The sequence below is a fragment of the Salinarchaeum sp. IM2453 genome, from assembly GCF_019693215.1.
In the GTDB taxonomy this organism is placed as follows: Archaea; Halobacteriota; Halobacteria; order Halobacteriales; family Salinarchaeaceae; genus IM2453.
The window spans coordinates 1,195,833-1,209,140 of the sequence record NZ_CP081183.1; the positions used below are offsets into that span (position 1 = coordinate 1,195,833).

16 protein-coding genes and 2 tRNA genes are annotated in these 13,308 nt (G+C 46.4%); 9 read left to right on the plus strand and 9 right to left on the minus strand.

All coding sequences use genetic code 11. The features are described from left to right. The first annotated feature begins 46 nt into the window (after positions 1 to 46). The gene (locus K0C01_RS05555; RefSeq protein WP_221171206.1) at positions 47 to 634 is read left to right on the plus strand and encodes an L-threonylcarbamoyladenylate synthase; all 588 of its coding nucleotides are present in this window, start codon (positions 47 to 49) and stop codon (positions 632 to 634) included. Here K0C01_RS05555 and K0C01_RS05560 read toward each other — a convergent pair. Together K0C01_RS05560 and lrp are read right to left on the minus strand one after the other, a co-directional pair. Continuing rightward, on the minus strand, positions 631 to 1,293 hold the full coding sequence (locus K0C01_RS05560) for a hypothetical protein (protein ID WP_221171033.1): 663 nt from the start codon (positions 1,291 to 1,293) through the stop codon (positions 631 to 633). The two genes, K0C01_RS05555 and K0C01_RS05560, sit on opposite strands and share 4 nt — an antisense overlap. A 403-nt stretch (positions 1,294 to 1,696) precedes the next feature. Beyond that, complete coding sequence (gene lrp / locus K0C01_RS05565) at positions 1,697 to 2,152, minus strand: HTH-type transcriptional regulator Lrp (protein WP_221171207.1); 456 nt, start codon at positions 2,150 to 2,152, stop codon at positions 1,697 to 1,699. A 127-nt stretch (positions 2,153 to 2,279) separates the two neighbouring features. Between lrp and glnA the strand changes: the two genes are divergently transcribed. The 4 genes from glnA (at position 2,280) to thrS (ending at position 7,088) form a co-directional block, all read left to right on the plus strand. Continuing rightward, positions 2,280 to 3,632 carry a type I glutamate--ammonia ligase gene (glnA, locus tag K0C01_RS05570; RefSeq protein ID WP_221171034.1) on the plus strand — a complete coding sequence of 451 codons (1,353 nt, stop codon included), beginning with the start codon at positions 2,280 to 2,282 and terminating at the stop codon, positions 3,630 to 3,632. A 64-nt stretch (positions 3,633 to 3,696) separates the two neighbouring features. Further along, on the plus strand, positions 3,697 to 4,251 hold the full coding sequence (locus K0C01_RS05575) for a CDP-2,3-bis-(O-geranylgeranyl)-sn-glycerol synthase (protein WP_221171035.1): 555 nt from the start codon (positions 3,697 to 3,699) through the stop codon (positions 4,249 to 4,251). 80 nt (positions 4,252 to 4,331) lie between these two features. Beyond that, positions 4,332 to 4,856 carry an orotate phosphoribosyltransferase gene (gene pyrE, locus K0C01_RS05580; protein WP_221171036.1) on the plus strand — a complete coding sequence of 175 codons (525 nt, stop codon included), beginning with the start codon at positions 4,332 to 4,334 and terminating at the stop codon, positions 4,854 to 4,856. 282 nt (positions 4,857 to 5,138) lie between these two features. Further along, positions 5,139 to 7,088, plus strand: a complete 1,950-nt coding sequence (gene thrS / locus K0C01_RS05585; RefSeq protein ID WP_221171037.1) for a threonine--tRNA ligase — start codon at positions 5,139 to 5,141, stop codon at positions 7,086 to 7,088. A 317-nt stretch (positions 7,089 to 7,405) separates the two neighbouring features. Here thrS and K0C01_RS05590 read toward each other — a convergent pair. The 4 genes from K0C01_RS05590 to K0C01_RS05605 form a co-directional block, all read right to left on the minus strand. Next, a tRNA-Pro gene (locus K0C01_RS05590) sits at positions 7,406 to 7,478 on the minus strand. 68 nt (positions 7,479 to 7,546) lie between these two features. Further along, entirely contained in the window at positions 7,547 to 8,002 is a 456-nt protein-coding gene (locus K0C01_RS05595) for a bifunctional nuclease family protein (RefSeq protein WP_221171038.1), read from the minus strand. Positions 8,003 to 8,039: 37 nt separating this feature from the next. Further along, the gene (pdxT, locus tag K0C01_RS05600) at positions 8,040 to 8,630 is read right to left on the minus strand and encodes a pyridoxal 5'-phosphate synthase glutaminase subunit PdxT (protein ID WP_221171039.1); all 591 of its coding nucleotides are present in this window, start codon (positions 8,628 to 8,630) and stop codon (positions 8,040 to 8,042) included. 15 nt (positions 8,631 to 8,645) lie between these two features. Continuing rightward, positions 8,646 to 8,807, minus strand: a complete 162-nt coding sequence (locus K0C01_RS05605; RefSeq protein WP_221171040.1) for a preprotein translocase subunit Sec61beta — start codon at positions 8,805 to 8,807, stop codon at positions 8,646 to 8,648. Positions 8,808 to 9,131: 324 nt separating this feature from the next. On the opposite strand from K0C01_RS05605, the gene trxA reads away from it, so the two are divergent. The 3 genes from trxA to K0C01_RS05620 all read left to right on the plus strand — a co-directional run bounded on the left by trxA (position 9,132) and on the right by K0C01_RS05620 (position 10,076). Continuing rightward, the gene (trxA, locus tag K0C01_RS05610; RefSeq protein WP_221171041.1) at positions 9,132 to 9,404 is read left to right on the plus strand and encodes a thioredoxin; all 273 of its coding nucleotides are present in this window, start codon (positions 9,132 to 9,134) and stop codon (positions 9,402 to 9,404) included. A gap of 55 nt (positions 9,405 to 9,459) precedes the next feature. After that, a complete protein-coding gene (locus K0C01_RS05615) occupies positions 9,460 to 9,966 on the plus strand; it encodes an FxsA family protein (RefSeq protein WP_221171042.1) in 507 nt (168 codons plus the stop codon). A gap of 36 nt (positions 9,967 to 10,002) precedes the next feature. Then, positions 10,003 to 10,076 (plus strand) — tRNA-Ile (locus K0C01_RS05620). A 125-nt stretch (positions 10,077 to 10,201) separates the two neighbouring features. Here K0C01_RS05620 and K0C01_RS05625 read toward each other — a convergent pair. Both K0C01_RS05625 and K0C01_RS05630 read right to left on the minus strand, forming a co-directional pair. Further along, entirely contained in the window at positions 10,202 to 10,522 is a 321-nt protein-coding gene (locus K0C01_RS05625) for a hypothetical protein (protein ID WP_221171043.1), read from the minus strand. 479 nt (positions 10,523 to 11,001) lie between these two features. After that, positions 11,002 to 11,607, minus strand: a complete 606-nt coding sequence (locus K0C01_RS05630; RefSeq protein WP_221171044.1) for a hypothetical protein — start codon at positions 11,605 to 11,607, stop codon at positions 11,002 to 11,004. A gap of 281 nt (positions 11,608 to 11,888) precedes the next feature. Here K0C01_RS05630 and tnpA point away from each other — a divergent pair, with 281 nt between their 5' ends. Continuing rightward, the gene (gene tnpA, locus K0C01_RS05635) at positions 11,889 to 12,287 is read left to right on the plus strand and encodes an IS200/IS605 family transposase (RefSeq protein ID WP_221171045.1); all 399 of its coding nucleotides are present in this window, start codon (positions 11,889 to 11,891) and stop codon (positions 12,285 to 12,287) included. Positions 12,288 to 12,527: 240 nt separating this feature from the next. Here tnpA and K0C01_RS05640 read toward each other — a convergent pair whose 3' ends face one another. Next, on the minus strand, positions 12,528 to 13,160 hold the full coding sequence (locus tag K0C01_RS05640; protein WP_221171046.1) for a type 1 glutamine amidotransferase: 633 nt from the start codon (positions 13,158 to 13,160) through the stop codon (positions 12,528 to 12,530). Between the last annotated feature and the right edge of the window lie 148 nt (positions 13,161 to 13,308).

A 13,308-nucleotide genomic window follows, 5' to 3' on the forward strand; every position in this document is an offset into this window, starting at 1 on the left:
ACGCCTGACACTGTTCTTTTGTACTGCCAGCGTGTGGGTAACAATGATGTCTGACCTAGACACAGCAGTTTCAGATATTAAGAAAGGAAATTTAGTAGTGTACCCCACTGAAACTGTATATGGACTTGGCGCAGACGCCTTGTCTTCCTCCGCTATCGAACGCGTATACGAGGCTAAAGGTCGATCGAAGTCAAAGCCAATATCTCTCGCAGTTGAAAGCACGGCCGCTGCTCAGGATTATATCAATCCCACTTCTTTGGAAAGAAGATTTATGGAGACATTTCTTCCTGGTCCGATCACCGTCGTATGTAAACGCAAAGAGAATGTCCCCGACATCCTAACTGCCGGAAAAGAAAAAGTCGGTGTTCGGGTACCTGATCATGATATTGCTAGAGAGTTAGCAAAACAAGCGGGACCAATTACAGCAACCAGTGCAAATCGAAGCGGCCAAGCGAGTGTCACGAGTATCCCTGAACTTGGTGACCGGATCCGGGATCACGTTTCTACAATTCTTGACGCAGGACCCACACCGGGTATGGGCAGCACGGTTGTGGATATTGAGAGCCAGACTATCCATCGCCGTGGACACAATGTTGAACAGATCGAAAAGTGGCTCGACGAACACTTATCCTAATCTCCTACAGCAGTAATCTTGGTCCTTGATGTGTATTCGTGGCAACTCTGGGAGCACTCTTCACATCCTGGTGTTTTCTGAAGCATCGACCGTTTACTATCTGATTTTATCAGTGCATCCCGAGTTCGAAGATATGATGTTTCGTTTGCCTTGGTCCTGTGTACTGGTCTAATGACTCCGTATGCCGGATACTCGATATATGCTGCGTTTACTGATTTGTTATACTGCTCTGACAGTGCATCCATCGTAGCCACCGCCATAACGGCGTGTGTATTCCAGACTCCAGATTCTGGTGGAGCACCAGAAGCAATTAGTGAACACGAAAGAGGTGACTCAAATCGTTTCGATATCACATCTTGTAGAAAATCTCCGACCACAACTGCATGCGTCTCTGCTGGACTGGTAAACTGAGCCCACCGGTCCCAGTTGGATTCGTACCAGCGCAGGCGTTGTTTATACGTTTCGGGAGCCACACCAATCGGAAGTTCAGCTAATAGTCTCTTGTCCGCGGACAGCAGCTGTGGATATCTGAATGCTAATGACTGACGTTCTTTTACAGAGTATTTACTTTCTCTTTGATTATCACCAGCAGATCGAATCTGCTCTACACAGCAAGCAGCAGTCTGAAATTCATCGAGCGTAAATGTGCTTGTACTCACATCCGACTTTGGTTCTGTTATTACACAAAAAAGCTCGTATCATTTTTAGATGTCATCCTGAGTGAAATTCACCACCCAACCGTGGAGTGGGAGATCGCGCTCTTTTCCCCCAGCTAACTTCGCACTTTCTGATTACTATCGTCGTTAAAACACGTTTACTAGTAGTGCGAGGCAAACGCCTACGGCTAAAGTCGTGGGAGAAAGTAAAACATTGCACTGTATATGAGTTATTCAAAAGAAGTTTTCCAGCTGTCCTGAACAACTGATTCAGACAGCTGGTTGGGTGGACTACTCTTGTCTATTCGCCCCCTTTGGTCGCTCCTCGATGACAGGGGACGTAGCCTGTAGAAGTTAATATGACTTTGTTATGTGTTTGTGCTGAATGATTTGTTGTAGCTATTGACTATTCGACTTCAAGCTCGAACTGATCGTTCTCTGCAACCGTGTTTAATACCACGCTTGTATTTGACTCAATAATATCTGGATCAGTTAAGATTGTCTTAATGTGATCATTCATATCATCTGTATCCTTGAACTTTCCAATTGCTATAATGTCGTGGTCGCCTGTGACTTCATAGACGCTAACCATCCGGTCCTCCTCTTCAAGACGTTTTGTAATTTCCGGGATAGCTTCACCCTCTACCTTAAGCTGTAATATAGCAGTTGCATCATAACCGATTCGATCATAGTTGACAATTGGCGTATATCCTTGAATTATCCCTTGCTCTTCAAGATCGCCCAAATGGTTTGAGACCGTCGTTACCGATACATCTAGTTCTTCAGCTAGACTACGGAGACTTGCGCGACCATTCTTAAGGAGTTCATTTACCAACTTTGCATCCAAATTTTCGTATGTCATCATATTTATCGAGGCTGTCACCCCACTATAAGTTTACGAACATCCAATTTCATGCCTAATGTAATATACTCCGACGAATCAGCACCCCTAAATGCCCTCAAATCGACCAATAGAAACAGCTAATACAATGACATCCGACGAACTTGACAGCCAGGAACGTGAGGTTCTAAAAACAATCCAAGATAAAAATGTTGACTTCCTTCGTCTTCAGTTCACAGATATTCTTGGTACTGTAAAGAACGTGTCAATCCCTGCTGAACAGGCCGAAAAAGCATTTACAGAGGGGATTTATTTTGACGGATCTTCAATTGAAGGATTTGTTAGAATCCAAGAATCTGATATGCGACTAGTCCCCGATCCGGACAGTTTTGCTATTCTACCATGGGACAAAACTGAGAACGGTAAATCAGCCCGACTTCTATGTGACGTGTATGAGACAAACACCGGCCAGCCGTTTGATGGAGACCCTCGAACGGTCCTGAAATCTGTGCTTGAAGAAGCGCACGATATGGGATATACAGTAAACGCGGGACCTGAGCCTGAGTTTTTTGTTTTCCAGACTGATGAGGAAGGGAATGCCACAACGAAGACACACGACAGTGGGGGGTACTTTGACTTAGGGCCCAAAGATTTGGATTATGACCTCCGTAGAGAGATTATTGGGTATCTTAGTAAGATGGGATTCGAGGTGGAATCATCCCACCACGAGGTAGCAGAGGGTCAACATGAAATTGCATTTAAATATGCTGATGGAATCCAGACAGCAGACAACATTGCCACGTTTCGAGCAGTTGTCCGCGCTACTGCAGCAATGAACGACCTTCACGCGACATTCATGCCTAAGCCAATCGCTGGTGTAAATGGCTCTGGCATGCATATGCATCTATCACTGTTTGAAAATGGTGAAAACGCATTCTACGATGCGAATGATGAGTTTAATCTCTCAGAAACAGCAAAACACTTCACTGCCGGAATACTTGCACATGCCCCTGCACTTACCGCTGTCTGTAATCCAACTGTAAACTCATACAAACGGCTCGTTCCTGGATACGAAGCGCCAGTGTATATTGCGTGGTCAGATGTCAATCGGTCTGCACTTATCCGCAAGCCGGCAACTCGATCACCAGAATCCAGCCGTATTGAAGTACGGTCCCCTGATCCCTCGTCAAACCCGTACCTCGCACTTGCAGCGCTAATTAAAGCCGGACTAGATGGAATTGAACGCGAACTTGAGTGCCCCGCCCCAGTTCGTGAAAATATCTATGAATTTGACGAGCAGAAACGTGATGAGTATGGCATTGAAACTCTTCCAGCTAACCTCGGTGCTGCTGTCGATGCTCTGGAAGACGATCCAGTTATCAAAGATGCTCTCGGATCACATGTCGCTGAGAAATTCATTGAAGCAAAAAGAGAAGAATTCAAAGAATACTCAGCGGAAGTCACCGCGTGGGAGCATGACCGGTACCTAGGGAAATTCTAGACTGTACAGGTTATCACGGATAGCGACCAATAGCACTATACCATCTGTCGAATTTGCATTAAGTATGGTGCTAGAAACGATTGCTATCGCACTCTGGGCTATGCTTCCCGCATATATCCCGAATAACGCGGCCGTAATATTCGGGGGTGGACGGCCAATTGACGGTGGCCGAACGCTTGGTGGTTCGCGTCTTCTCGGTGACGGAAAGACTTGGCGTGGTGCTGTTGCTGGCATTGCTGCTGGCGCAGTTTTGGCGGTGTTTCTAAATCGTATTGTTGATTCTGTTAGTAATGCTATTACTGTCTCTTTACCAGAGTTCAGTATATTCGCGATTCTCTTGCTACCAGCAGGCGCAATCCTCGGTGACATTGGTGCGTCCTTCCTCAAACGTCGGACTGGGCGAGAACGTGGAGCGCCTTTCCCGGGCGTTGATCAACTGGACTTTGTCGTTGGAGCCCTGTTATTAGTTGCTATTCCAGCGGTTCTAGGTATCCATGATTGGTTCTTCGATGTGTTTGGGCTTGGAGAGTTATTAGCCGTATTTATTATCACTCCCGTTCTACACGTAGTGACAAATGCTATTGCATACTGGATTGGATTTAAAGACGAACCGTGGTGACCGATAAACCGACGTCAATCTAACGGATACGTAACATTGCTTCCATATTCTTTATGAGTTACTCGGCTGTACTGTAGTATATGACAGATGATCTTATTGCAGCATTAATTGAAGCCGATGCGGTCAAGTTCGGTGAATTTGAACTATCGCACGGAGGCACAAGTGAGTATTACATTGATAAATATCTCTTCGAGACAGATCCACATTGCTTAGATCTTATCTCTTCGGCATTTGCAGACCGTGTCCCTGATACAAAATTAGCAGGTGTTGCACTTGGTGCTGTTCCGCTTGTCGCAGCGACTAGTTTGAAGACACAGAGTGAATACGTTATTGCCAGAAAAAAGCAGAAAGAGTATGGTACAAGCAACCTCATTGAAGGCAATCTTGACGATGATGAAAAAGTAGTCGTACTTGAGGATATTGCGACGACAGGACAAAGTGCAATCGACGCAGTTCAGGCACTTCGAGACGCTGGTGCGATTGTCGATACTGTATTTGTTGTCGTTGACCGACAGGAGGGTGCCACAGAAAATCTTGCTGAACACGATATTCAGCTGAAATCGCTCGTCACAGCAGATGAACTTCTTGCTGAGCATGACGAATAGCAGTTATTGAAAATACAGACATGTTCTTCACTACTCGATACGTAGTTGCATACAGAACGGGATTGTTACGCGTTCCGAACTGAATAATAAAATTGTATTACCAAAACTGATAGTCTGATTCACCTATACATAAAAGTAATCACAATCCTTTTAAGCGAATCAATTGAATATAACACTACTATGGCAGGTGTCTACTTTACAGGCCGGTCTACGGCCAAATAACAACACCCGACACCTGTGGTTTTTCTCGCTGGGGCAACTTAACCAGCGGTGGTTCCAATCATGTCAGAATCAGAGTCACACGAACAGATAGCAGTCGTATTGCCGGACGGATCAGAACTCTCAGTTACAGCTGGAGCTAGCGTTGAAGATATTGCCTATGAAATCGGTTCAGGGCTTGGTAATGATACAATCGGCGGGCGAATAAACGGAGAGCTAGTTGGTAAAGAAGTTCCCGTCTATGAGGATAAAGCAGAAATAGAAATTATCACTACCGATGCCGATGAGGCCGTTCAAGTTCATCGGCATACTGCCGCACACTGTCTTGCTCAAGCAGTTCAGCGCCTATATGACGACGTTCAACTTGCAATAGGTCCACCAACTGATGATGGCTTCTACTATGATTTTGATAATCTCGATATATCTGAAGATGATCTTGACGAGATCATGGACGAGATGCATAAGATCATCGAGGCGGACTATACTATCGAGTACGAGCAAGTATCAATCGAAGAAGCACGCGCAAGACTGGCAGATCAACCATACAAGCTTGAGTTGCTCGAAGAGCTGGCACAAGAAGGTGAGACTGTCTCGTTCTACAAACAAGGAGACTGGGAAGATCTATGCAAAGGACCACATCTTGACTCTACTGGCGATATCGAGGCCTTTGATCTTCTGGAGATCGCTGGTGCATATTGGAAGGGTGATGAAAAAAATCCAATGCAGACCCGTATTTACGGTACTGCCTTTACATCAGAAAAAGATCTTAAGGAATTCAAAGAGCGCCGCCGGGAAGCCGAGAAACGTGACCACCGCCGAATTGGATCGGAGATGAATCTATTCTCAATACAGGATGTGACTGGTCCTGGACTTCCACTTTATCATCCTCCTGGTAAAACTGTTCTAAAAGAACTTCAGGACTTTGTCGAACAAATTAATCGAGATGCTGGCTACGAATACGTTGAAACTCCTCACGTGTTTAAGACAGAACTCTGGAAGCAATCAGGCCACTACGAGAATTATGCGGACGATATGTTTCTGTTCGAAGTCGGCAGTGATGAATTTGGTCTTAAACCAATGAACTGTCCAGGCCACGCAGCTATCTTCCAAGATCATTCATGGAGCTACCGTGATCTTCCGATTCGATATGCAGAGGACGGAAAGGTATACCGAAAAGAGCAGCGTGGTGAGTTATCTGGTCTCTCTCGTGTCTGGGCATTTACGATTGATGACGGACATCTGTTTGTCAAGCCTGGGGACATCGAAAGTGAAGTTGAGCAAATCATCGAAATGATTGATACAGTATTGAATACATTTAGCTTGGACTATGAAATTGCGCTGGCGACCCGACCAGAAAAATCGGTGGGATCAGATGAAATCTGGGAGCGGGCCGAAACACAGCTTCAATCTGTTCTGGAGCGTAGAGAACTTGACTTTGAAGTCGAGGAAGGGGATGGGGCGTTCTACGGACCAAAAATTGATTTCGCATTTGAGGACGCCATTGGCCGTAAATGGGATGGGCCAACGGTTCAACTCGACTTCAACATGCCAGATAGATTCAATCTTAGTTATGTTGGTGAAGACAACGAAGAACACCAGCCTGTGATGATCCATCGAGCACTCTATGGTAGCTACGAACGGTTCTTTATGATGCTCATTGAGCATTTTGAAGGGAAGTTCCCAACGTGGTTGGCCCCAGAACAGGTTCGGGTCCTCCCAATCAGTGACTCAAATAACGACTATGCTCAACGGATCGCATCTGAACTTGAAAATCAAGACGTTCGGGTTGAAGTCAATGACCGCGACGATACAATTGAACGAAAAATCCGCGGCGCCCATGAAGATCGGGTTCCATATCAGGTAATCGTTGGCGACAACGAGAAAGAGGCGGGTGAGCTATCAATTCGTGACCGACAGGAACGACAGCAGTATAACGTTGATCCTGATAATTTCTATCAACACCTACAGAAAGAAATACAACAACGCCGTACGAAGCCAGATTTCCTAGAGTGAACCACCCCTGCCTACTTGCTGCCGTTGGCGACTCCTTGAGGCAGGGGGCTTAGCGCCTGCAATCAGCTAAATATTGAACGACACTCATCACAGGTGTGCGCTGAACGCAGAGAACCTGTGTAGTAGCCTTCCGGAAGTGTAAGATCCACAAAGGATGTAGCAGTTCTTCTCATTGCAAATCAGAAAGACAAGTACTACACAAGACGATGGCCTCAGGAGGGGTTCACTGTTCGTAGGATCTTAGATTAATAGTTACCATTCAAATTATGTCGTCAATCTGTGAATATATAAGTAAACATGAAAAGTTCAGAATAATATGGGATCGCCCGGATTTGAACCGGGGTAACGGCGTCCCAAACGCCGAAGGATACCAAGCTACCCCACGATCCCGTACTCATGAATTCACGTGGCAGCATGTAAAACGTTTCGTTGCAAGATGATACAAAAAGGCTATGCTATCAGATATCGAGATCATCAATCTCGCGGATATCCTGTAGGTTACTGAATGTTCCAGGGTCTCGTCTATTTTCTTCGAACACTGCTCTATCAATCGTAATATCGGCATTGGTTCGTGCTGCAAGTGCGAGTGAATCGCTTGGTCTGGCATCGATTGTCTTCTTGCCTCGTGGTGTCTTGATACGCAGATTGGCTATGAACGTGCCATCTTCGGTAAGATCACAGATTTCGACTCCGATCATCCGCCCGCCCAATTCCTCTATGGTGTCAAGAAACAGATCGTGCGTCATTGGTCGCCCGATATCAAGTGCATCAATCCCGTGTGCAATGCTTCGGGCTTCATCAAAGCCAATAAAAATTGGAAGCACATCTCTGTGTTCTTCGACATTCAAAATAACTACCGGTACCGGCCCCTGTGGCGTTCCAGCAACCCGAACCGCATCAATGTCTGCATCCATATCGTATACAGGCTATCAGACAAGAAAAGCCTCTTGTCTATTTATCTGTGCCAAAGAACGCCAAATTGTGAATCCGTGAGTCGTCTGTCAGCTCCGGATGGAATGAAGTTGCAATGACCGGTCCATCCTGAACTGCAACTGGCGTATCGTTAACCTGGGCAAGGACATCAATCCCGTCTCCTACATTTGCAACGACTGGAGCTCGAATAAAGACGGCATGGAATGGTTCATCCAGCCCGTCAATATCTAACGCCGCTTCAAAACTGTCTTTCTGTCGACCAAATGCATTCCTCTCGACGGATACATCAACAAGCCCAAGCGAGTCAACTCGCTCATCATTTGGATCTGCTGCAAGTACAATGAGTCCAGCACACGTTGCAAGCACTGGCTTTCCATCAGCAACGTGTTGTTTAATCTCTTCGGCTAGTCCCTCCCGATGAATCAACCGCGAAATTGTGGTCGATTCACCACCTGGAATAAGCAGCAGATCACACTCAGGGATTATTCCGGACGTACGAATTGTCTCGACAGTAATGGTGTGCCCGTTTTGCTTAGCTGCTTGTTTTACCGCTTCGGCATGTTCACTTACGTTGCCCTGAACGGCAACAACACCAGCTTGTAATTCCATACTCAATTGACTTCGTCAGTATACAATTGCTAGCATCTGGACGAAGATTCCCAGAAGTAGTCCGAACGCAACGACTGTCTTTGGATCCACCTGTACTGCGTTCTGATCTTCGGCATCAAAGTACCGGACGAGTCCGGCACTTGACATCAGGCCACCAGAGTTCTGTCCACTGCTCATACACGTATTAACGAGATTCATCACTAAATGCTTTCCTAAATAATATATGAGCTGAACTTGATTTCTCTATTCAAAGGTCGGAACGACCGTCACAGCTATTCTACTGGCAATTGCCTTCGCATAGAGTAACATAGATAAAGAGTTTATAAAAACGATAAGGTGAAAATCTTCAGATTCATCCGTGGCTAGATCAATCTTGTCACATTTAATTCAAGTCTCCTAGCCTTTTAATTGGTCTTGTTCCTCGGATTATATTCACCATCATTGTTCAGACAATTACTTGGAAACGCTTATTGAATATGCGAGTGGATATTTTTGTCGTGGATGTCTGTAACGATTAAAGACTTCTATGCGGACTGGTGTGGACCGTGTGAAACGCAAGATCCGATTCTTGAGGAAATCTCTGAGGAGTGGGGCGACCAGTGTGATATCGAGAAGATCGATGTTGACGAACAACAGGATGTCGCAAACGAATATCATGTCCGATCGCTCCCAACGCTGGTCATTGAACAAGATGGTGAAATTGTAGATCGATTTGTCGGTGTAACTCCCCGTGACGACATAGAAGATAGCCTCCAAGATGCTGGATTGCAGTAATCATCGTAACTCCGTAAATAACCAACGTTTTGACTGTTGACACGCAACTGCCTATATGCTCAAGTGGCTCTTTGCGCTATTCCTGCTGGTTCCACTTGTTGATGCTGCTGTTCTTGTCTATGTTGGCACACAAATCGGTTGGGCCCTGACGATATTGCTGGTTGTTCTAACAGCTCTAGTTGGGTCCTTACTGGTTCGAGCTGAAGGTCGTCGGACAATCACATCAATTCAACAGAAACTTGTTCGCGGTGACCCCCCGGCAAATAATCTCATTGACGGTGGACTTTTGATCGCTGCTGGCGCACTATTAGTGACTCCTGGGCTCGTTACTGATCTCCTTGGATTTCTGTTTGCGATCCCACTGACACGCCGTCCTATTCGGTCTGCTCTCAAGCGCTGGGTTATCATCCCTAAACTTGACAAGAAAACGGGCGGATTTGCTACTGGAACTGTCTATACGTATGGATTTCCAGATCAGGATAACTCTGATACCGTGACAATCAACTCGACACCTAATGAATCAACAGACAGCGATGACCCTTCCCGAGAAAGAAACTCTTAAAACGTCCAAGCCTCCTACTCATTAATGCGCTCACCTGGGCCAATAGCTCAATCAGGTTGAGCGCTCGGCTGATAACCGGGAGGTTCGCGGTTCAAATCCGCGTTGGCCCATATCCGGCCATTGACCGGATGTCTGGGGCCGCTTACTCCCCAGCCATCAAACTTCTCTCATGATGTTATTTCTGATAGTATTGCCTCTGTATTCTATAAGAGAACCATTGCAATTGGCACGGTAGTTAGCTATGACGGACATATTGGTGGGCCACATACAAACCAACAGCATAGAGTCCAAACGAAAAGATTCCAATCGAGAAAATCCCAATTGCGAAAATCCCTACAGAAAATATCCCGGCGGAAAACACACCAACGGAAAACATCCCAGCAGAGAGTACTCCTATACTAAAATTTCCAGCAGCTAAATATCCCGCAGCTGATTGTCCAGATGCTAGTACATCAAATCCAGCAATCGTTTCAACGCCAGCCACGGTAAGTATTCCAGCAATGATCAACAATGCAATTGCTATTAAGCCGCTTATGTCTTGCCAGTCGTTAATCATACCCATTGTTGTCAATAGACAATAATAAGTGTTACATAATTTACCATCAACTGTTGTTCTTCTCAGCAAAACTATCTCTGACTCCTGATTGCCACGTAGCGAGCGGAAGCCCATGGTCAGCGTGGTCGTGATGCTCGCACTCACGGCAGTTGAACCGCTTCTTGCGTCGGTTCGCACGTTCTGTGTGTCAACAAATAGGGCATTCTGGCTGGTGTACTCTGGGGCAACCTCGTCTGAGGGAATCCCTTGTCACGTGGCTTTGTAGCTGATGAAATCTCGAAGTTTGGCGAACGGTAGCGAGTGCAGACGCCGGTTCATTCGAGTCCCGTATTCAATGTCCTCTCGCATGTCTTCGAAGGCAATCACAGGACTGTCAAACCGGTGACTCCACGCGCTGTGACACCGTGTATAGTTGGTCGTGAACGAACTGTTGCTCCTTGTCGCGGACACACGTTGTTGAACGCAGTTTGTCCGGCTTCTTACATCCGTTTCCCCACCGTGAAATACCGGTGTCGTTCTTCCTTGATATCCGGGTAGTCAATGACGACGGAATCCTCAGGTCCGCTTTCAGTCAGCGCTGCCAAGGCAACACAGTCTTCGTTGACATCGACACCGATAACCGTTTCTGCCGCCGCCTTCGTACTAACTTTGGCTGCCCCGTTTGTGATGGTAACGTTCAATTCTTCGCGTCCGTTTTGGACGAGTGCTTCGGCAGTGCCAACGTGCCAGTCATCAGCTTCGATTGCTTGCTTGAGCAGGTCGAACTGGTCTTGCGTGCCGCGAAGATCGCCTTTGACGTGGTTGTACGGTTTCGCTGAAATACGGAACCGTACCGTTTCGTCTTCGAGAAAGTGGTTGTAGCCTTCGCCGTAGTTCATCCGCAGTGGGAACGGCTCATGTTTATACCACAGTCTGCCCCAGTCGTCGTTATCATAGTAGTTGTCGAGTGCGTCGAAGGCTTTGCCGATGATGCACTGTGCAGTATTTTGCACGAGTTCGGCGTTCTGTTCGACAACATCCTCAATCTTGTCCCAATCCCACCCGTCATAATTGAGTCTAATACTTCGTTGAACACGCGGCGACACTTCAAGCGGGTGTCGTGAAGCAGGCTCTCGTTGCCACTCTGTACGTCAAGCGGAAAGATGTGCGTCTTGGTGAGAGCCTGTGTCTATGTCATTCTTGATTGTTTAACCAGTCTTGGATGATCTCACACGCGACTTCTGATTTCGGACGTTCAGCGTCGATGCATTTCTTCGGAACTCCTTGTACAAATCGTCCTCGAAGTCTGCGGTGAGGCGTTTGGTCATGTTTACAGTATATGCTTATACACAATTACACTTATTTCTTTGACATAATTTGAGCCAGTATGTGTGGACCACGGTTAAAGCACACAGCGTACAACATTAACTACCATTTCGTGTGGTGTCCAAAGTCCCGTCACTCAGTGCTTGATGAGATAGAACAGTCGTTAGAAACATCGTCCAGGGATGTTTGCGGCGAGTACAATTATGAAATGCCCTCATTGCATATCTCACCAGACCACGTTCACTTGTTTATTTCAGCACATCCGAAACACTCCCCGAGCGGAATTACACGAAAAATCAAACGTATCACAGACAGAGCGATGTGGCAGCAACACGAATCGTTCTTGGAAAATTACTTCTGGGGTGGTGGTTTCTGGGACGAATCGTACTACGTCGGAACGGCAGGTGAAGTATCAAGCCAGACGATTGAACAGTATATTAGGCGAACAGAACACGTTTAGCGGAGCTTACGGCATTCACCTTCGGGGGGAGGTTGTTTGAGAATCGGAGATTCTCGTGATCACAAACCGAAGGGTTTCCGACACTCCGAGACACTCTGCCTGCTTTCTCTGCAGAATATCCAGTCAGAGCTACGAGTGCGAATCAATTCACAGTTGTCGGCTGTATCCATCCCCTGTGAACGGGTGGGTGTTCGCCTCGAACCAGTATAACATAGAGTCAATTCTTGACACAGACAGCAATTACGGTTCCATTAATGACATGAAGTTCCTGATGAGCTCTTCACCGCCGGTCTCTGCAAACTGATGTTGCGTCTTTGTCCATCCCATTGTGCGTTTCATGTCAGGTAGATGTTGTTCTCGAAGTTCTGGATGGCCTTGGATTGTCCAGATTGGTGCTGTCTGATGACGTGTTGCAAAAATTGGGCAGTAGTCCGCTGTAGCAATTATATCAACCTCAGGGCTTTCTTTGATTACATAGTCACCGTGTAATGCGACGATTTTTGGGGGGACTCCGTCAAATAGTGGATCTTCTTTATATTCATACTCAACAATTTGGTGCATTGCTTCTCCTTTTTCTACTGTCCCCCCAAGTGCTTGATTGATCAGTTGATGCCCAAAACACACACCAAGTGTTGGAATACCTTTGTCTCTGAGATTTCGAATGAATCCCTCTGCTGATTCAATCCAGCCATGTTCGTCTTTTTGATATACCCCAACTGAGCTTCCTGTAACCACAATACCCTGCAACTCGTCTATTGCAGGCAATCCGTCTTCTATGATATTATATCGCTTGCCGGATGGGAAAGATTCAGCGAGCGCTGTTGAGTGAAACATTGAGTCTGGCTGAACCTCCATATCAACAATTCCAATCATTGTTCACCTGTGCGCGCGTGCGCGTCATTATGTACGACGTGCACGTAACGCGATACTCTCCCTTTACGATTAGATGCACAAAAGCATGTCTTCACTGGCAGTTGTTCATATGATTCAGTCCGATCCAGTGGACCTTTCTCATTGAACA